The organism is Gemmiger sp. An120, from assembly GCF_002160955.1.
GTDB classification, from domain to species: Bacteria; Bacillota; Clostridia; order Oscillospirales; family Ruminococcaceae; genus Gemmiger_A; species Gemmiger_A avium.
The window spans coordinates 15,985-33,052 of record NZ_NFLN01000027.1; the positions used below are offsets into that span (position 1 = coordinate 15,985).

Sequence of the window (17,068 nt, forward strand, 5' to 3'; positions counted from 1 at the left end):
TACAGACAGGTTTTACAAAAAGTTAACGACTGGCTCTTACAGATTCCACCCACCCCGGCAGGCGGCCAGCTGCTCCAGAAACGCGGCCACGCCCTCCTGTTCCGGGTCGGGCACGGTCAGCCGGGCGGCGGCGCGCAGGGATTCGGGCGCGCTTTCCACCGTGACCGGCAGCGCGGCCAGCGCCAGCAGCGGCCGGTCGTTCTCCGCGTCTCCGGCGGCGGCCAGCCCTTCGGGGGAAAGCCCCAGCGCCGCCAGGGCCGCCCGCACCCCCGCCGCCTTATCGGTATCCGGCGGGCAGACGTCGTACCGGCCGGGGGCAAAGGGCACCAGGCGCAGGCCCAGATGCCCGTACCGTTCTGTAAAGCCCGCCGCGCCCTCGGGGGGCATACAGCACTGGGCGGCGAAGGGCTTGCCCTCCAGGTGGCGGTCCTGGTCTTCCCCGTCCCGCAGCATCCCCGCCGGGTAGAAGCCGGTCATCCGGTCGTAGCCCACATAGGCGTAGTAGGCCTCCGGATAGGCAAAGGCAATGGGATAGTCGTAGTCCTCGCACCAGTCCACCAGGGCGTACATCGGCTGGTCGTCCAGGCAGCGGGCGGCCAGGGTGCGGCCCTCCCCGTCCAGCACCAGCGCCCCGCCGGAATACACCGCCGCGTCGGGCACAAAGCCCCCCAGCAGGGCGGGCGGCACGGCGCACACAGCGCGGCCGGTGGCCACGATCACCCGGATGCCGCTGCTTTGCACCGCCTGCAAAGCGGCCACGGTGCGGGCGGACAGCCGGTGGGTTCCCCGGGGCAGCAGGGTGCCGTCCAGGTCCAGGGCTACGGCGGTAATGGTCATACAGATTTCCTCCTTGGGCGGGCGCTTGCGTTTTGGCCCGCATGCGTGTATCATGAAGTGTTAGCGGGGCTGCGCCCCGTTTCGTAGTATTATACCATCCCGGCAGGGGCCGGAACAAGGGAGGGGCGTTTTCATGCGCACAGAATGGCGCGACGGGCTGCGGGACGGCTTGCCCATCGCGGTGGGATATTTTGCGGTAAGTTTCAGTTTCGGCCTGCTGGCCACCCAGGCGGGGCTGACCGCCTTTCAGGCGGGCCTTATCAGCCTGACCAACCTGACCAGCGCGGGGCAGTTTGCCGGGCTGACCATCATCACGGCGGGGGCGGGCCTGGGCGAGATGGCGCTGACCCAGCTGGTGATCAATCTGCGGTACGCGCTGATGAGCCTGGCGCTGGGCCAGAAGCTGGGGCCGCAGGTGGGCACCCTCAAGCGGTGCCTGATCGCCTTTGTGGACACGGATGAAATTTTTGCGGTGGCCATGGGCCGGCCCGGGCGGCCCACCCCGGCCTATATGGGCGGGCTGGGCTTTCTGCCGCTGCTGGGCTGGACCGGCGGCACCCTGACCGGGGCGCTGGCCAGCGGCGTGCTGCCCGCGGCGGTGATCAGCGCGCTGGGCATTGCGCTGTATTGTATGTTTGTGGCGGTGGTGGCCCCGGTGGCCCGGCGCAGCCGTCCGGTGCTGGCGGTGGTGGGCATCGCGCTGGTGTGCAGCTGCCTGATGAGCTGGGTTCCGCTGCTCAAGCAGATCTCGGCGGGCACCGCCATCATCCTGTGCACCGTGGCGGCGGCGGCCCTGGGGGCCTGGCTGTTCCCGGTGGAGGAACCGGCCCAGGGAGGTGACGCGGCATGATCTATCTGTACATTCTGGTGATGGCGGTGGTCACCTATCTGATCCGCATGCTGCCGCTGACCTTGCTGCGCAAACCGGTGAAAAGCCGGTTTCTGCGGTCGTTTCTGTTTTATGTGCCCTACGCCTGCCTGACCGCCATGACGGTGCCGGCCATCTTCACCTGCACCCAGAGCCCGGTGAGCGCCATCGCGGGGTTTGCGGTGGCCATCGTGCTGGGCCTGCGGAACAAGGGCCTGATGACGGTGGCGGCGGCGGGCTGCATCACGGTGTTTGCCGTGGAGCGGCTGCTGGCGCTTTTGAATGGCACCCTGTTCGGCGTGACGGTGCTGCTGGGATAAAAAGCCATACAAAAAACCGGCCTCCCAAAAGCGGGAGGCCGGTTTTGTTTTGCCGTTTACGCCTGGCCAGGCAGGTGGATGACCTTCTTGGGGCAGACTTCCATGCAGGTGCCGCAGCCGGTGCACTTGGCGTAGTCGATGCGGGCCACGTTGTTGACCACCTTGATGGCCTGTTCCGGGCAGCTCTTCTCACACTTCATGCAGGCGATGCAGCCGGCGCTGCACTCCTTGTTGGTGGCGGCGCCCTTTTCATGGTTGGCGCACATCACCACAGGCTTCTGCTTCTCTTCGTACATCCAGATGATCTTGTGCGGGCAGGCCGCCTTGCAGGCGCCGCAGCCGGTGCACTTGGCCGGGTCCACATGGGCCAGGCCGTTCTCCACATGGATGGCGTCGAACTGGCAGGCCTTGACGCAGTCGCCCAGGCCGATGCAGCCGAAGCTGCAGGCATTGGGGCCGCCGTACAGGGCGTTGGCAGCCGCGCAGCTGGAAATACCCTTGTAATCGTACTTCTGCTTGCAGACGCCGTTTTCGCCCTTGCAGGCCACCACCGCGCAGACGGTGCGGGTGGCACCGGCCTCCACGCCCATCACGGCAGCGGCATCCGCCGCGGTCTTGGCGCCGCCGGGCACGCACTTGTTGACCGGGGCGCCCTCCACGATGGCCTTGGCGTAGTCAGCACAGCCGGCGTAGCCGCAGGCGCCGCAGTTGGCGCCGGGCAGGCAGGCCTGCACCTGGCCCACGCGGGGATCTTCCTCCACGGCCATGAAGCGGGCGGCCAGCACCAGGATCACGGCGCCCAGCAGGCCCACAACGGTGACCAGAATGATTGCCATAGCAATGGTCATAGGTTGGTTCCTCCTTTAAGCCGCAGTTTTGAAGATGGCGTCCACGATGCCGCCGAAGCCCGTGAAGGACAGGCTGACGATGGCCGCGGAAACCAGGGTGATGGGCAGGCCCTCAAAGCACTTGGGGGGCTGCGCGTCTTCCAGGCGCTGACGCACGCCGCTGAACAGCACCATGGCCAGCATGAAGCCGAAGCCCGCGCCGGCGGCGCAGACGATGGACTCCGCAAAGTTGTAGCCGTTGTCGATGTTCAGGATGGTAACGCCCAGCACCGCGCAGTTGGTGGTGATCAGGGGCAGGTACACGCCCAGGGCCTTGTGCAGCGGGGGCATGTACTTCTTCATGGCGATCTCGATCAGCTGAACCAGCACGGCGATCACCAGGATGAAGACGATGGTCTGCAGGTAGCCCAGATCCCAGCGGCCGTCCGCCGGGGTGAGCAGGAAGGTCTGGATGGGCCAGGTCACCGCGGTGGCCAGCACCATAACAAAGACGACCGCGCAGCTCATGCCGAAGGCGGAGTCCAGCTTTTTGGACACGCCCAGGAAGGGGCAGATGCCCAGGAACTGCACCAGAACGTAGTTATTCACCAGAATCATGGTGAAGAAAATGGCAGCAAGCTCCATTATTCACACTCCCCTTTCCCGGCGCAGGCGCCCTTGCTGGGGCAGCCCTCGCAGCCGATGCTCCGCTTGATGCGGTTGTTGGTTTTGATCTCGATCCACACCACCAGGGCCATGAACAGGCCGAAGGTGAAGAAGCCGCCGGGCGCGGAACCCATCAGGGTGAAGCGGTCCAGGCTCTCGGGCAGGATCATCACGCCGAAGATGCTGCCCTTGCTGATCAGCTCACGGAAGGAGCCCATCAGCACCAGGGTCAGGGTGAAGCCCAGGCCCATGCCCACGCCGTCCAGCGCGCTGTCCACAACCTTGTTCTTGGAAGCGAACATCTCGGCACGGCCCAGGATGATGCAGTTGACCACGATCAGGGGCAGATACACGCCCAGGGCGGTATCCAGCTCGGTAAAGAATGCCTTGACCAGCATCTGCACGATGGTCACGAAGGTAGCGATAATGGTGATATAGGCCGGCAGGCGGACCTTATCGGGAATGACCTTGCGCAGCGCGCTGATCACGATGTTGGAACAGATCAGCACGAAGGTGGCCGCGATGCCCATGCCCAGGCCGCTGGAAGCCGCGGTGGTAACAGCCAGGGTGGGGCAGGTGCCCAGCACCAGGCGCAGCACCGGATTCTCCTTGAGCAGGCCGTTGGTCAGGGTTTTAACTTTGCTGTTCATTGGTTAGTTGCCCCCCTTCATCGTCTGGAAGATCTCCATGCAGGCGGCAACACCGGTCTTGACGCCGTCGCTGGAGAGGGTAGCCCCGGCAATGGTGTCCACGCCGTCCACGGCAGCCGCATCAGACAGGCCCACGAACTGGTCGGTGTAGGCAGCCTCACCGGCAGGCGTACCGATGCCCTGGGTCTGGCCGGAAACGTCCACCCACAGGTCGGCCACAACGCCCTCGGCGTCAAAGCTAACAGCCACGGTCATGGGCGCAAAGCCTTCGGCTTCCACGGCCACCAGGGTCAGCGCGCCGTCGGCGCTGGTGTAGGCGGCCACAGCGCCCTCGGCGCTGGCCTCAGCGGCACCCTCGCCCAGCAGGGCGGTCACCGCTTCTTCCAGGGTGGCGGGAGCGGCTTCTTCCACAGTCGCCTCCTGGCCCAGGGCCACCTCGGCAAAGCAGTTCAGCGCGCTGTTCACCGCGTTCACAACGGCGGTGCTGGAAACGGTAGCGCCGGACAGGCCGTTCACGCCGTCCTGGCCCAGGGCCACGCTGCCGCTCTTGCCGGTCAGCTCGGCGGCGTAGGTAGCGCCGTCCTCGCTGCCGTCCCACAGACGGGCACCGAAACCGCTGGTCTCGGAGTTCTGCATGAAGGACACGCCGGTGATGACACCGTCCATGTCCACGCCCACGATCACGGGCACGTCGCCGCCGAAGCCCTTGCCTACGGCCTTGAAGGCGTAGCCGGTACCGTTGTCGGCCTTGACGGCCTCCTCCACGCCGGTGGTGGCAAAGCCTTCCACGGTGGTGAAGCTGTCTGCGCCGGGCAGCACCTCAAAGTAGGCGGCATAAGCGGCCTGCTGTTCCTTTTCCTTGATGATGGGCGCAGTGAAGTAGTTGGTCACCGCCAGCAGGGCGCTGGTGATCAGGCAGATCACGACCAGCACCACAATGGGTTTGACCACATTTTCCCAGGTATTGCTCTTGTTCTTAGCCATGTTTCTTGCCACCTCCCAGGGGTACCTGACGGGTCAGGTTGTTGATGTAGGGCACCAGCAGGTTCATGAACAGGATGGCATAGGAAACACCTTCCGGCAGATCGCCCCACATACGGATGGCAAAGGTGATCAGGCCCAGGCCCAGGCCGAACACCAGCTTGCCGCGCAGGGTGAAGGGGCTGGTGACGTAGTCGGTGGCCATGAAGACAGCACCGAACAGCAGGCCGCCGGTGAGCAGGTTGGCCAGCACAGGCTCGCCCGCGATGGCAAACAGCACGGCCACGGTGGCCAGGTAGGTGACCGGGATGACCGGGCTGATGGTGCGGGTGATCAGCAGCCAGGCAAGGCCGATCAGGATGGCCAGGCTGCAGGTCTCGCCCATAACGCCGCCGTAGCGGCCCAGCAGCAGGTCCAGCACAGGCAGGCTGCCCATGTCGGCGGTCTGCAGCGGGGTGGCGCTGCTCAGAGCGTCCACCGTTACGCAGTCAGGGATGACCACGGCGGTCATGCGGGAAGCAAAGCCGCTGAACAGGGCGATACGGGCCACCAGAGCCGGGTTGGCAAAGTTGGCGCCGATGCCGCCGAACAGCTGCTTGACCAGCACGATGGCGATGAACGCGCCCACCACGGCGATCCACAGGGGCATGGTGACAGGCATGTTCAGAGCCAGGATGATGCCGGTAACCACGGCGGACAGATCGCCCACCGGGTTGGGCTTCTTCATGATCAGGCAGTACAGATACTCAAAGCCCACGCAGGCGGCGGTGGTCACGCCCACCAGCAGCAGCGCCTGCCAGCCAAAGATCAGCGCCGCAGCCACGATGCAGGGGACCAGGGCGGCGATCACGTTGCCCATCAGCCCGCGGGTGGTCTCCCGGCCGGTGATGTGGGGCGAGGCGGTAACAAGCAAGCGGTTTTCCATTTATTTCTTGCCTCCTTTTCTCTGCAGCTCCTTGGCAAGGCTCATGGTCTGGGTGACCGGGCGCTTGGCGGGGCAGACATAGCTGCAGGTGCCGCACAGCACGCACAGGTCTACCTGCAGCGCGGTGAGGGCGGCCACGTCTTTCTTCTGGAACGCACCGGCGATCTGCACGGGAGCCAGGCCCATGGGGCAGCCCTCGATGCAGCGGCCGCAGCGGATGCAGGGGCCGGGCTCAGGCAGCACGGCGGCCTTGTCGCTGACCAGCAGCAGGCCGTTGTTCTGGCGGATCACCGGGAAGCTGGTATCGGCCAGGCAGACGCCCATCATGGGGCCGCCGCAGATAACCTTGCCCAGGGTGACGCCTTCCTTCAGGCCCACGAAATCGATCACGTCCTGCGCAGGGGTGCCCACGATGACCTCCACGTTGCAGGCCTTGGCGGCGGCATCGCCGTCCACGGTCAGGCGCTTGGTGGTCAGGGGCATGCCGGTAGCCAGGAACTTGCCCAGGGTAGAGATGGTGGTGACGTTCATCACGATCACGCCCACATCGCTGGGCAGCCCGCCGCGGGGGACCTCACGGCCGGTGGTGCTCTCGATCAGGGTCTTTTCCGCGCCCTGGGGGTAACGGCTGGCCAGAGGCTTGACCTCCACGCCGGCCATTCCGCTGACCAGGCTGCACATCAGATCGATGCACTCGGGCTTGTTGCGCTCGATGCCGATCACGCAGCGCTTGATCTCCATATACTTCATCACGGCCTCGATGCCGCTGATGACCGTCTCGCTGTTTTCCAGGAATTCCCGGGTATCAGCGGTCAGGTAGGGCTCGCACTCGGCCCCGTTGATGACCAGGGTGTCCACCGGGGTCTTGGGGCTGAGCTTCACGGCGGTGGGGAAGCCCGCGCCGCCCAGGCCCACCAGGCCGCAGTCCTGCGCGGCCTTGACCAGGCCCGCCTTATCGGTAACAACCGGCGGCTGCACCGACGGATCAACCGTCTGCTGGCCGTCCGGCACGATCACGACGGCCTCCATCACGGCGCCGTTCGAGCCCACAACGGTCTCGATGCCGCTGACGGTGCCGGACACGCCGGAGTAGATATTGGCACTGACAAAGCCTCCCGCTTTGCCCACCAGGGTGCCCACCCGGACGGTGTCGCCTTTCTTGACCACCGGGGTGCAGGGTGCGCCGATGTGCTGCTGCATGGGCAGCACGATGCGCGCGGGCAGCGGCATTTTAACCGTTGCCATACCCGCCGTCGCCTTTTCGTGCGGGACGTTTGCCCCGAGGGCCGAACGCTTCAGTTTTTTAAACATGGATTGAACGATCCCCCATTTCCTTGGATTCTGTACACCGTAAGAACCGTTTGTAATCTGACAAACAGCATACTATCTTATTGTATCATTTCCGCGGGCGCTGTCAACAAAAAAGTACGCGGCAACCCCTGATTTCATGCGGATTCCGGCGCTTTTCACCTGTTAAAAAATAAACCCTTTGCACCAGCGCCTTTAATATGGTATACTGGAGAAAATCCCAGCGGGCCCCGGCCCCCAAAAAGGAGAGTTGCCCCGTGAAAACCCTTGTGAAGATCCTGGTGCTGCTGGCCGCCCTGGCCGCCCTGCTGGCGGGGCTGTCCCTGCTGGAGCAGGAAAAGAGCCCCCGCTACGTGGAGATCTACGACGATCCGGACGAAGAGTAATCTTCCCCAGCAGACACACAAACCCCGGCCCTGTTGCAGGGCCGGGGTTTTGTTTTGGAAACTACAGGGGCTTACCGTGTATCAGGCACGCTGGTAGATTCGGATCGGGTCGCCTGCCACGCCCCCCTGTGCCAGCCAGATAATTCGGGCCAGGCTGTATCCGGTGTTCACGCAGGCAAACGGGCTGGAAGGAGCCCACTCCTCAATTGTATGGACCAAAGTCCAGTTATCGAAGATATACTGGTAGCCTGCCGCCGCATCGGGCAGATCCGAATTGTCAATAAAACGCTTGTACAGTGTGCTGATCAGTGCATACTGGGCGTTTTCCTTACCCTCCGGCGTAACCAGATTTCCCTCTTCGTCCACCGAACAGCCCAGTTCGGCCGCCCAGCTGACAGCAAACGCCGTATAGCCATTGTACAGGCAATCCGATTCGGCAATGCCGTTTTCCCGGCACCAGTCCGCCGAGGCCAGGATGGTCTGGGGCGCCAGACAGCGCGCAAAAGCCAGCAGACCGGTGCTGACCGTTCCCGCCAGCACCACCAGGCCCAGCAGACCGGCCAGCACCGGCTTGGCCAGCACTTTCAGACCGCGGACCTTATCCGCCAGGGCAGCGTGTACCAAATCGGCACACGCACTGAGCCCCACCGCTGCCAGCAGCAGTGGCGTGGTATAGAATGGTGTGCCCCAGCGCACCCACCACAGTCCCATAACGCTCAAGCAAGCCCAATATACAAGGCCCAGAAACAAAGGCAGATATCGGGCTTTCCAGCGGCGGACCAGCCAAACGGTACCCACCGCTGCCAGAAGAACCCCTTCCACGCCGGGCCCCGCATTGATCCAGGTAAGCAGATAGTCCCGCAGTTTAATGAAAAACGCTGTCAATCCGTAGGAACCCCGAGCCTCAATCCCCAGCTGCCAGGCAGTATGCTGCCAGTTGGTAACCAGATTGGGAGCCAGCAAGAAGAAGGACAAAAACACCACAGCTATACTGAATACACCGCCCAGGAAAAACAGCTTTACGCTGCGGGTATTCCAGGCCTGAATACAGACCACAGCCGCCACCAGCAGGCAGGCCAACGCGCCGGTATACTTAACTGTGATCCCTGCCCCCACACAGATGCACAAGGCGGCCAGGCGGCCCCAGGTTGCCTTGTCCAGATATCGGATCGCCAGAGCAATCGCCAGCAGAGTGAAGAACGCCAAGGGCACATCCGGAGTATCATATCCGGAATGTTCAATGTATACTGAGAAGAAGGTAAACAGCACCGCCCCCCAGAGGCCGGCGCCCTTTTTGACCGTTTCACAGATCCACCAGGCCAGTGGAATCATCAGGGTGCCCAGCAAGGCGCAGAAGCCCCGGGCCAGCACATAAAAGGACGCCGGATTGAGTGCGTATATCTCTACTGCGGACTGTCCGAACCGAAGTTGGCTGTAAACCTCAAAAATCACGGCGCTGGCCTTGACCAAAAGATGCGCCGGCCAGGAATAGGTATCCGCTTCAAAAGAATGGCGTTCCAGCAGGCCGATGGCCTGTTTCACCACAATGGATTCGTCAGCCCCCTGCAACTCCGGATAGCCTTTCCAGCAGGCGGCAATCCGCATCGCTGCCCCCAATAGAATCAGCACCACCAGTACGGCCAGTACCAGCATTCGGCGACGGTCGCGAATTGTCTGCATTCTTGTTCCTCCTCATATCCAAAAAACCGCCCGGCCATTCGCGGCCGGGCGGCCTTGTTTGTTTACTGCCTTACAGATCGATCTCCTGCAGCCGGACCAGGGCCAGGATGTAGATCTTGAGCGCCTGCATCAGGTGCTCGATCTTGGCGCCCTCGTTGGCGCCGTGCATCGGGCCGGCAAATTCCGGCAGCTGCAGGTCCTGCCGCTCGGGACCGAAGCTCACCGCCAGCGGGAAGTGCCGGGCGTAGGTGCCGCCGCCCATGGTGAAGGGCTCGGCGTTCTCACCGGTGACCTCGTTGTAGGTGTCGATCAGGGCACGGATCGGGGCCGCGTCCGCCGCGATGTAGAAGGGCACCGCAATGCCTACGTTCTCCACCGCCGCCGCGCTGCCGCACAGAGCGGTCAGGGTGTCGCGGATGGCCTCGCCGGTGGTGTTGGTGGGGAAGCGGCTGTCCACCGACTGGAGCATCCGGCCGTTCTCCATCTTCATGGTGCCGCCGATCACGGTCAGCGGGGTGAACAGGCCGTCGTCCGCGGCGATGCCCAGGGCGCTGCCGTCGGTGGAGGCGTGCAGCTTGTGCAGCACCTCAAAATAGGCGGTTTCCGCCTCGTTGCCCACCTTGTTGGCCAGCAGGTAATCCACCACCAGACCGATGGCGTTGCGGGTGCCTTCCGGCATGGCGGCGTGGCCGCTCTTGCCCCAGCCCCGCACCCAGACGGTGCCCGCTTCCTCGCCGGGCTCCAGGGTGATGTTCTCGGCGGGCAGCAGGCCCTCGGCCCGCACCAGCGCGGCCGCCCGGTCGGGCACCGCATTGAAAGCCACGCCGCCCTCAAAGGCCAGCACCTGGCCGCCGCACACCGGGCTGACCAGATCGGCCCGGAAATGGCCCTTTTCGCCGTTGCAGACCGGGAACTCCGCGTCCGGGCTGAAGCAGAAATCCGGGGCCCGGTTGCCGGCCAGATAGCGGTCGATGTCCTCCATGCCGGTCTCCTCGCTGGTGCCCAGCAGGGCCCGCACCGAATACTTCAGCGGCACGTTGTTCTCCTTCAGGAACTTGAGGGCGTACAGGCAGAGCACGCCGGGGCCCTTGTCATCGGCCACACCGCGGCCGATCAGCCAGCCGTCCTGCACCCGCATGTTGAACGGGTCGCCGGTCCAGCCGTTGCCCGCCGGCACCACGTCCATATGGGTGATGGTGGCGATCTGCTTGTCGGTGGAGCCGGGCAGCTCGGCCCAGCCCATATGGCCCTCGAACTCGCCGGTAGCCAGCCCCATCTCGCCGGCCAGGGCCAGGGCCTCTTTCAGAGCGGCGGCGGGGCCGGCCCCGTTGGGCGCGCCGGGCTCAGGGGTGCCCGCCACGCTGGGAATATCCACCAGGCGCTTGATGTCCCGGATCACATTTTCTTCATTGGCCCGGACAAAGGCCTCGATCTTGTCCATATACACATTGGCCATGCTCTGTGTTCTCCTTTGCTGCAAAGATGCGCGCGGCGGCGCGCGTTTGGGGATATTATACCACGCTTTTCCACCTGTGAAAACGGGTTTTGCCCTTTTACCGCGTCACAGCGGTGTGAAAATCCTGTTAACCTGCCGTTCCGGCTTGACAGATGCGCCCCGGCTGTGGTAAGCTGTGCCCGGAAGTTAGTTGGCGCGAACTTGTTGGCGCCGCTTCTTTTTTGCCCGTTCGTTAGTTTTAACTAACATAAGTTTTGCATTACAAACCGCAAGGGCAACTACACGGAAAGGACATGAGGGAGCATGATGATCAACAAACGGCTGATCGGGATGGTCATCGAAAGCCGTCCGCGCATTGCGGCCAGCGTGGGGCTGCAGTGGACGGCGCTTCTGGCCAATCTGGCAGCGATGGGGCTGATCGCCTTTTTCATCGACCGTCTGACAGCGGGGGCCGGTTTGCCCGGGGCAGGCTTCTGGCTGGCGCTGGCCGGGGCGGCGGCGGTGCGGATGGCCTGCACCGAAGCGGCGGCCCGGATGGCCCACAAGGCCAGCCGGGCGGTAAAGCTGGCACTGCGCCGGCAGATCTACGCCAAGCTGCTGCGGCTGGGCCCGGCCTACCGCCAGCAGGTGAACACCGCCGAGGTGGTACAGGCGGCGGTGGAGGGCGTGGATCAGCTGGAAAGCTATTTCGGCGCCTACCTGCCCCAGTTCTTTTACAGCATGCTGGCTCCGCTGACCCTGTTCGCGGTGCTGGCGCCGGTCTGCCTGCCCGCGGCCGCGGCGCTGCTGATCTGTGTGCCTCTGATCCCGGCGGCCATCGCGGCGGTGCAGACCTGGGCCAAAAAGCTGCTGAGCAAATACTGGGGCCAGTACACCGCCCTGGGGGACAGTTTTCTGGAAAATCTGCAGGGGCTGACCACCCTGAAAATCTACAGCGCCGACGAGCGCCGCAACGAGGAGATGAACCGGGAGGCCGAGCAGTTCCGCCGCATCACCATGCGGGTGCTGACCATGCAGCTGAACTCCATCAGCATCATGGATCTGGTGGCCTTTGGCGGAGCGGCGCTGGGCATCGGGCTGGCGGTGAGCCAGTACACCGCCGGGCGGCTGAGCCTGGGCGGCTGTGTGCTGGTGCTGCTGCTTTCGGCGGACTTTTTCCTGCCCATGCGGCAGCTGGGCAGCTATTTCCACATTGCCATGAACGGCATGGCCGCCAGCGACCGGATCTTCCGGCTGCTGGATATGCCCGAACCGCCGGCGGGCGGCAAGCCGGTTCCCGCCGACACCGCCATCCGCTGCCAGGATCTGCGTTTCGGCTATGAGCCGGGGCGGGAGATCCTGCGAGGGGTGGATCTGGATCTGCCCCAAGGCGGGTTTGTGGCCCTGGTGGGCGAGAGCGGCTGCGGCAAGAGCACCCTGGCCGCCCTGCTGACCGGCCGGGTCAAGGGCTGGCAGGGCCAGGTCACGATGGGCGGCGTGCCGCTGGAGAAACTGGACGAAACCGGCCTGCTGCGGACGGTGACCTGCCTGGGCCATAACGCCTGGCTGTGCAAGGGCACCCTGGCGGACAACCTGCGTCTGGGCGCGCCGGATGCCACCGACGAACAGCTCTGGGACGCGCTGAAACGGGCGAAGCTGGACGGCTTTGCCCGGCAGGCGGGCGGCCTGGACGCGCCGGTGGCCGAGCGGGGGGCAAACCTGTCCGGCGGGCAGCGGCAGCGGCTGGCGCTGGCCCGGGCGCTGCTGCAGGACAGCCCGGTGTACATCTTTGACGAAGCCACCTCCAACATCGACGCGGAGAGTGAGAACGACATCATGAGCGAGATCCACCGGCTGGCCCGCACCCGCACGGTGCTGCTGATCAGCCACCGGCTGGCCAACGCGGCCGGGGCGGACCGGATCTATGTGCTGGAGAACGGCCGGGTGGCCCAGCAGGGCCGCCACGCCGAACTGCTGGCGGCGGGCGGGCTGTACGCCCGGCTGTGGAACACCCAGCAGGAACTGGAACACGAGGGAGAAAAGGAGGCGGCATGCCTGTGAACGGGAATCATACCAAACGATCCGCCCCGATGGTGATGGGGCGTCTGGCGCTGCTGGTACGGCCGCTGGCCGGGTATATGGCGCTGGCCATCCTGGCGGGGCTGGCCGGGCATCTGTGCGCGGCGTTCCTGACTGTGCTGGGGGCCAGTGCGGTGCTGGCCGCGGGCGGGTATGCCCTGCCCCTTTCCGCCGGAACGGCGCTGGTGCTGCTGGCGGTGTTCGCGGTGCTGCGGGGCCCGCTGCGCTACGGCGAGCAGGCCTGCAACCACTTCATTGCCTTCAAGCTGCTGGCCCTGATCCGGGACAAGGTGTTCCGGGCGCTGCGGCGGCTCTGCCCCGCCAAGCTGGAGGGCCGGGACCGGGGCGACCTGATCAGCCTGATCACCTCCGACATTGAGCTGCTGGAGGTATTCTACGCCCACACCATCTCCCCTGTGCTGATCGCGATTCTGTTCAGCGGGGTGATGACGGTGTTCATCGGCAGTTTTCACCCGCTGCTGGGGCTGCTGGCGCTGGCCGCCTACCTGACGGTGGGTCTGGCCGCGCCGCTGCTCATCGCCCGCTGGGGCGGACAGGACGCCCGGCTGGCCCGGGAACAGTCCGCCGCCATGAGCGGCTATGTGCTGGAAAGCCTGCGGGGCCTGCCGGAGATTCTGCAGTACGGCGCGGGCGAGGCCCGTCTGGCCGGGCTGGAGCACCGGGCCCGGGAACTGGCCGACCAGGAGGACCGGATGAAGGCCCAGGCGGCCCGGGCCCAGGCGGCGGCCGGCGCGGTGATGCTGGCCTTTGACATCGGGATGCTGGCCCTGGCCTCGGCGCTGTATGCCCGGGGCGCGGTGGATCTGCCCGGCGTGCTGCTGCCCACCCTGGCGCTGATGGGTTCCTTTGGGCCCACGGCGGCGCTGGCGGGGCTGGGCAGCACCCTGCAGACCACCCTGGCGGCGGCGGACCGGGTGCTGGATATTCTGGACGAGGAACCCGCCGCCCCGGAACTGGCCGGCCTGCCCGATCCCGGCCCCTTTACCGGGGCAAAGGCGGAACAGGTGGGCTTTGCCTACGGGGAGCAGCCGGTGCTGGCGGATGTGTCGCTGGATATCCCGGAAGGCTCGGTGGTGGGCATCTGCGGGCCCAGCGGCAGCGGTAAAAGCACCCTGCTGCGGCTGTTCATGCGGTTCTGGCAGGTGCAGAAAGGCCGGGTGGAGGTGGCGGGCGCGCCGGTGGACGGCATCGACACCGCCCGGCTGCGGCAGATGGAGGCGCTGGTGACCCAGGACACCCATCTGTTCCGGGACAGCATCGCCGCCAACCTGCGGATCGCCAAGCCCGACGCCACCCAGGAGGACCTAGAGGCCGCCTGCAAAATGGCCTCGGTACACGACTTTATCCAGAGCCTGCCCCAGGGGTACGATACCCCGGTGGGCGAGCTGGGCGACACCCTGTCCGGCGGGGAGCGGCAGCGGCTGGGGCTGGCCCGGGCGTTCCTGCACGACGCGCCGTTCCTGCTGCTGGACGAGCCCACCAGCAATCTGGACAGCCTGAATGAGGCGGTGATCCTGCGGGCGCTGCGCCGTCAGCGGGCGGGCCGCACCGTGCTGGTGGTAAGCCACCGGCCCTCCACCCTGCGGGTGGCGGACCGGGTGCTGACCATGGAAGGCGGGCGGCTGGCATGAGCCGGGATATGGAAACCCGCCGGGCGCGGGAGGCCGGGATGGTGGCCTTTATGATCGGGCTGTACTGCCGCGCCCATCACGGCACCGAAAAGGGCGCACTCTGCCCGGACTGCGCGGCGCTGGCCGACTACGCCCGTACCCGCAGCGCCCGCTGCCCCCGCATGGCGGAAAAGACCTTTTGTTCCACCTGCCCGCATCCCTGCTACGCCCCCGCCATGCGGGAGGGTATCCGGCAGGTGATGCGGTGGGCCGGGCCCCGGATGCTGCTGTACCATCCGGTGTGGGCGCTGCGGCACATCGCCAACACCCTGCGGCATAAACTGAACCAAACCGGACGATCGGAGGAAAACTCATGAAAAAACTGCTGTATCTGGCCGGCGGCTTTATCGGGCTGGGGCTGGGGGCCCTGGGCGCGGCGCTGCCGCTGCTGCCCGCCTTTCCTTTTCTGCTGCTGGCGGCCTACTGTTTTGCCCGCAGCTCCGAACGGCTGCACCGCTGGTTTGTGGGCACCCGTTTATATAAGGAAAACCTGGAAAGCTTTGTGGCGGGCCGGGGCATGACCCGGCGCACCAAGCTGCGGATCATGACCCTGGTGACCCTGACCATGGCCATCGGGTTTGCCATGATGGGCCGGGTACCGGTGGGCCGGGTGATCCTGGGCATCGTCTGGGCCGGGCATGTGCTGTATTTTATCTTCGGCATCCGCACCCTGCCCGAGCAGGAAAACAGCGAATCCTGAACTTCTCCCCCATCCCGGCGGGCGCGCCTTGCGTGCCCGCCGGGATTTATGCTATGATAAAGCATCAGCGCGCCACAGTGCGGCGCGGGGGGAGAGGAGAGTCTATCATGGAAGCGCTCAATCAACTGATTAAGGTATGCGCCGATTTTATCTGGAACGGCCCCATTCTGGTGATGCTGCTGGGCACCCACCTGCTGCTTACGGTGCGGCTGCGGTTTATCCAGCGGTACACCGGCAAGGCCATCCGCATGAGCCTGCGGCCGGACGAGGGTGCGCAGGGTGAGATCAGCCAGTTCGGGGCACTGGCCACCGCCCTGGCGGCCACCATCGGCACCGGCAACATCATCGGGGTGTCCACCGCCATCGCCCTGGGCGGGCCCGGCGCGGTGCTCTGGTGCTGGCTGACCGGCGTGTTCGGCATCGCCACCAAATACGGCGAAGCCCTGCTGGCGGTAAAATACCGCACCCGCAACAAGCAGGGCGCGGTGGTGGGCGGCCCCATGTACACCATCGAGCGGGGCCTGGGCTGGAAATGGCTGGCGGTGATCTTCGCTGTGTTCACAGTGTTCGCCACCCTGGGCGCGGGCAGCACCGTGCAGAGCCACGCCATCAGCGACGTGGTGCACACCACCTTCGGCGTGCCGGTGTGGGCCAGCGGCCTGGTGATCACCCTGCTGACCGCCGTGGTGATTCTGGGCGGCGTCAAGGTGATCAGCCGGGTGTGCGAAAAGCTGGTGCCTTTCATGAGCCTGTTCTACATTCTGGGCTGTCTGGCCATCCTGTTTCTGAACCGGGCCTGCATTCTGCCCGCGGCGGCCACCATTATTAAAAGCGCCTTTGGCTGGCAGGCGGCGGCGGGCGGCTTTGCGGGCGGGGCGCTGATGATCGCCTGCCGGTACGGCATGGCCCGGGGCCTGTTTTCCAACGAGAGCGGCCTGGGCACCGCCCCCATCGCGGCGGCCACCGCCCAGACCTGCAACCCGGTGCGGCAGGCGCTGGTGTCCATGACCGGCACCTTCTGGGATACGGTAATTGTCTGCGCCATGACCGGCATCGTAGTGGTGAGCGGCATGCTGCGCAGCCCGGAGGCCTACGTGGGCGCCAGCGACGACGCCATGACCCGCCTGGCCTTCGGCGTTCTGCCCGGCGGGCAGTATGTGCTGACGGTGGCGCTGTCCATCTTTGCGTTCACCACCATCCTGGGCTGGAGCTACTACGGCGAGCGCTGCATGGAATACCTGATCGGCGCCAAGGGCATCCTGGTATACCGGCTGGTATTTCTGGCGGCGGTGTTCCTGGGCGCGGTGGTCAGCCTGGACATCGTGTGGAACTTTGCCGACCTGATGAACGCGCTGATGGCTTTTCCCAACCTGATCGCGGTGCTGCTGCTCAGCGGCGTAATTATCAAAGAGACCCGGTATTTTCTGTGGGAGGATCACCTGGAGGAATCCGGCGACACCCTGCCCAACTGATTGCTGCCGCAAAAAAGGAGCCGTCCCCCGGCCGGGGGACGGCTCCTTTTTTCTATGGTTTACTCGTGGCGGCGGCGGGCGAAAAAGATCGCCAGCGCCAGCACCGCCAGCAGCAGTACCACGCCGGTCACCGCCACGGCGGCTACCGGGAATCCGGCGGTTTCTTCCGCGGGGGCCTGCGGGGTCTGTTCCTCTTCCACCGTCTCCGGGCTTGCCGTGGGGGCGGGCGAAGCGGTGGGGGCC

Annotated in this window: 18 protein-coding genes; 8 read left to right on the forward strand and 10 right to left on the reverse strand. The window is 65.2% G+C overall.

The window, feature by feature from the left end; translation table 11 throughout:
• Positions 1 to 36 precede the first annotated feature (36 nt).
• A complete protein-coding gene (locus B5E65_RS14605) occupies positions 37 to 837 on the reverse strand; it encodes an HAD family hydrolase (protein WP_158098607.1) in 801 nt (266 codons plus the stop codon).
• 133 nt (positions 838 to 970) lie between these two features.
• Between B5E65_RS14605 and B5E65_RS14610 the strand changes: the two genes are divergently transcribed.
• Complete coding sequence (locus tag B5E65_RS14610; protein ID WP_087172501.1) at positions 971 to 1,687, forward strand: AzlC family ABC transporter permease; 717 nt, start codon at positions 971 to 973, stop codon at positions 1,685 to 1,687.
• Entirely contained in the window at positions 1,684 to 2,025 is a 342-nt protein-coding gene (locus B5E65_RS14615; protein WP_087172502.1) for an AzlD domain-containing protein, read from the forward strand. Before B5E65_RS14610 ends, B5E65_RS14615 begins: the two co-directional genes overlap by 4 nt.
• Positions 2,026 to 2,081: 56 nt before the next feature.
• Here B5E65_RS14615 and B5E65_RS14620 read toward each other — a convergent pair whose 3' ends face one another.
• Genes B5E65_RS14620 through rsxC form a run of 6 tightly spaced genes read right to left on the reverse strand, consistent with a single transcriptional unit; the run spans position 2,082 to position 7,385 of the window.
• Positions 2,082 to 2,873: an RnfABCDGE type electron transport complex subunit B gene (locus B5E65_RS14620; RefSeq protein ID WP_087172503.1), complete on the reverse strand. Its 792-nt coding sequence runs from the start codon at positions 2,871 to 2,873 to the stop codon at positions 2,082 to 2,084.
• A 15-nt stretch (positions 2,874 to 2,888) separates the two neighbouring features.
• Entirely contained in the window at positions 2,889 to 3,497 is a 609-nt protein-coding gene (locus B5E65_RS14625; RefSeq protein WP_087172504.1) for an electron transport complex protein RnfA, read from the reverse strand.
• Positions 3,497 to 4,168, reverse strand: a complete 672-nt coding sequence (gene rsxE, locus B5E65_RS14630; protein WP_087172505.1) for an electron transport complex subunit RsxE — start codon at positions 4,166 to 4,168, stop codon at positions 3,497 to 3,499. Before rsxE ends, B5E65_RS14625 begins: the two co-directional genes overlap by 1 nt.
• 3 nt (positions 4,169 to 4,171) lie before the next feature.
• Entirely contained in the window at positions 4,172 to 5,152 is a 981-nt protein-coding gene (locus tag B5E65_RS14635; RefSeq protein ID WP_087172506.1) for an FMN-binding protein, read from the reverse strand.
• A complete protein-coding gene (locus tag B5E65_RS14640) occupies positions 5,145 to 6,074 on the reverse strand; it encodes an RnfABCDGE type electron transport complex subunit D (protein WP_087172507.1) in 930 nt (309 codons plus the stop codon). The genes B5E65_RS14635 and B5E65_RS14640 overlap by 8 nt, the downstream gene beginning before the upstream one ends.
• The gene (gene rsxC, locus B5E65_RS14645) at positions 6,075 to 7,385 is read right to left on the reverse strand and encodes an electron transport complex subunit RsxC (RefSeq protein WP_087172508.1); all 1,311 of its coding nucleotides are present in this window, start codon (positions 7,383 to 7,385) and stop codon (positions 6,075 to 6,077) included.
• A 254-nt stretch (positions 7,386 to 7,639) separates the two neighbouring features.
• Between rsxC and B5E65_RS16755 the strand changes: the two genes are divergently transcribed.
• On the forward strand, positions 7,640 to 7,768 hold the full coding sequence (locus tag B5E65_RS16755; RefSeq protein ID WP_275532883.1) for a hypothetical protein: 129 nt from the start codon (positions 7,640 to 7,642) through the stop codon (positions 7,766 to 7,768).
• 81 nt (positions 7,769 to 7,849) lie between these two features.
• Here B5E65_RS16755 and B5E65_RS14650 read toward each other — a convergent pair whose 3' ends face one another.
• Complete coding sequence (locus B5E65_RS14650; RefSeq protein WP_087172509.1) at positions 7,850 to 9,448, reverse strand: phospholipid carrier-dependent glycosyltransferase; 1,599 nt, start codon at positions 9,446 to 9,448, stop codon at positions 7,850 to 7,852.
• Positions 9,449 to 9,518: 70 nt separating this feature from the next.
• Positions 9,519 to 10,904: a Sapep family Mn(2+)-dependent dipeptidase gene (locus B5E65_RS14655; RefSeq protein WP_087172510.1), complete on the reverse strand. Its 1,386-nt coding sequence runs from the start codon at positions 10,902 to 10,904 to the stop codon at positions 9,519 to 9,521.
• Between the two features lie 303 nt (positions 10,905 to 11,207).
• On the opposite strand from B5E65_RS14655, the gene B5E65_RS14660 reads away from it, so the two are divergent.
• From B5E65_RS14660 to B5E65_RS14680, 5 genes are all read left to right on the forward strand, one after another.
• On the forward strand, positions 11,208 to 12,944 hold the full coding sequence (locus B5E65_RS14660; protein ID WP_087172511.1) for an ABC transporter ATP-binding protein/permease: 1,737 nt from the start codon (positions 11,208 to 11,210) through the stop codon (positions 12,942 to 12,944).
• On the forward strand, positions 12,935 to 14,614 hold the full coding sequence (locus B5E65_RS14665; RefSeq protein ID WP_242957572.1) for an amino acid ABC transporter ATP-binding/permease protein: 1,680 nt from the start codon (positions 12,935 to 12,937) through the stop codon (positions 14,612 to 14,614). Before B5E65_RS14660 ends, B5E65_RS14665 begins: the two co-directional genes overlap by 10 nt.
• Complete coding sequence (locus B5E65_RS14670) at positions 14,611 to 14,970, forward strand: nitrous oxide-stimulated promoter family protein (protein ID WP_087172512.1); 360 nt, start codon at positions 14,611 to 14,613, stop codon at positions 14,968 to 14,970. Before B5E65_RS14665 ends, B5E65_RS14670 begins: the two co-directional genes overlap by 4 nt.
• Positions 14,967 to 15,353 (forward strand): YbaN family protein, encoded by a 387-nt coding sequence (locus tag B5E65_RS14675; RefSeq protein ID WP_087172513.1) that lies wholly within the window; start codon positions 14,967 to 14,969, stop codon positions 15,351 to 15,353. Before B5E65_RS14670 ends, B5E65_RS14675 begins: the two co-directional genes overlap by 4 nt.
• A gap of 107 nt (positions 15,354 to 15,460) precedes the next feature.
• Positions 15,461 to 16,825, forward strand: coding sequence for an alanine/glycine:cation symporter family protein (locus B5E65_RS14680; RefSeq protein WP_087172514.1), 1,365 nt, complete (start codon positions 15,461 to 15,463; stop codon positions 16,823 to 16,825).
• A gap of 59 nt (positions 16,826 to 16,884) precedes the next feature.
• Here B5E65_RS14680 and B5E65_RS16275 read toward each other — a convergent pair.
• The coding region (locus B5E65_RS16275; protein ID WP_158098608.1) for a hypothetical protein at positions 16,885 to 17,068 on the reverse strand (184 nt) is incomplete at its 5' end.

What these genes read in the sequence shown, in the direction of transcription:
- B5E65_RS14610 (WP_087172501.1), top strand. Translation starts at nt 971, where the DNA reads ATGCGCACAGAATGGCGCGACGGGCTGCGGGACGGCTTGCCCATCGCG.
- B5E65_RS14615 (WP_087172502.1), top strand. Translation starts at nt 1,684, where the DNA reads ATGATCTATCTGTACATTCTGGTGATGGCGGTGGTCACCTATCTGATC.
- B5E65_RS14625 (WP_087172504.1), bottom strand. Translation starts at nt 3,497, where the DNA reads ATGGAGCTTGCTGCCATTTTCTTCACCATGATTCTGGTGAATAACTAC.
- B5E65_RS14660 (WP_087172511.1), top strand. Translation starts at nt 11,208, where the DNA reads ATGATGATCAACAAACGGCTGATCGGGATGGTCATCGAAAGCCGTCCG.
- rsxC (WP_087172508.1), bottom strand. Translation starts at nt 7,385, where the DNA reads ATGTTTAAAAAACTGAAGCGTTCGGCCCTCGGGGCAAACGTCCCGCAC.
- B5E65_RS14665 (WP_242957572.1), top strand. Translation starts at nt 12,935, where the DNA reads ATGCCTGTGAACGGGAATCATACCAAACGATCCGCCCCGATGGTGATG.
- B5E65_RS14620 (WP_087172503.1), bottom strand. Translation starts at nt 2,873, where the DNA reads ATGACCATTGCTATGGCAATCATTCTGGTCACCGTTGTGGGCCTGCTG.
- B5E65_RS14670 (WP_087172512.1), top strand. Translation starts at nt 14,611, where the DNA reads ATGAGCCGGGATATGGAAACCCGCCGGGCGCGGGAGGCCGGGATGGTG.
- B5E65_RS14640 (WP_087172507.1), bottom strand. Translation starts at nt 6,074, where the DNA reads ATGGAAAACCGCTTGCTTGTTACCGCCTCGCCCCACATCACCGGCCGG.
- B5E65_RS14680 (WP_087172514.1), top strand. Translation starts at nt 15,461, where the DNA reads ATGGAAGCGCTCAATCAACTGATTAAGGTATGCGCCGATTTTATCTGG.
- rsxE (WP_087172505.1), bottom strand. Translation starts at nt 4,168, where the DNA reads ATGAACAGCAAAGTTAAAACCCTGACCAACGGCCTGCTCAAGGAGAAT.
- B5E65_RS14605 (WP_158098607.1), bottom strand. Translation starts at nt 837, where the DNA reads ATGACCATTACCGCCGTAGCCCTGGACCTGGACGGCACCCTGCTGCCC.
- B5E65_RS14675 (WP_087172513.1), top strand. Translation starts at nt 14,967, where the DNA reads ATGAAAAAACTGCTGTATCTGGCCGGCGGCTTTATCGGGCTGGGGCTG.
- B5E65_RS14655 (WP_087172510.1), bottom strand. Translation starts at nt 10,904, where the DNA reads ATGGCCAATGTGTATATGGACAAGATCGAGGCCTTTGTCCGGGCCAAT.
- B5E65_RS14635 (WP_087172506.1), bottom strand. Translation starts at nt 5,152, where the DNA reads ATGGCTAAGAACAAGAGCAATACCTGGGAAAATGTGGTCAAACCCATT.
- B5E65_RS14650 (WP_087172509.1), bottom strand. Translation starts at nt 9,448, where the DNA reads ATGCAGACAATTCGCGACCGTCGCCGAATGCTGGTACTGGCCGTACTG.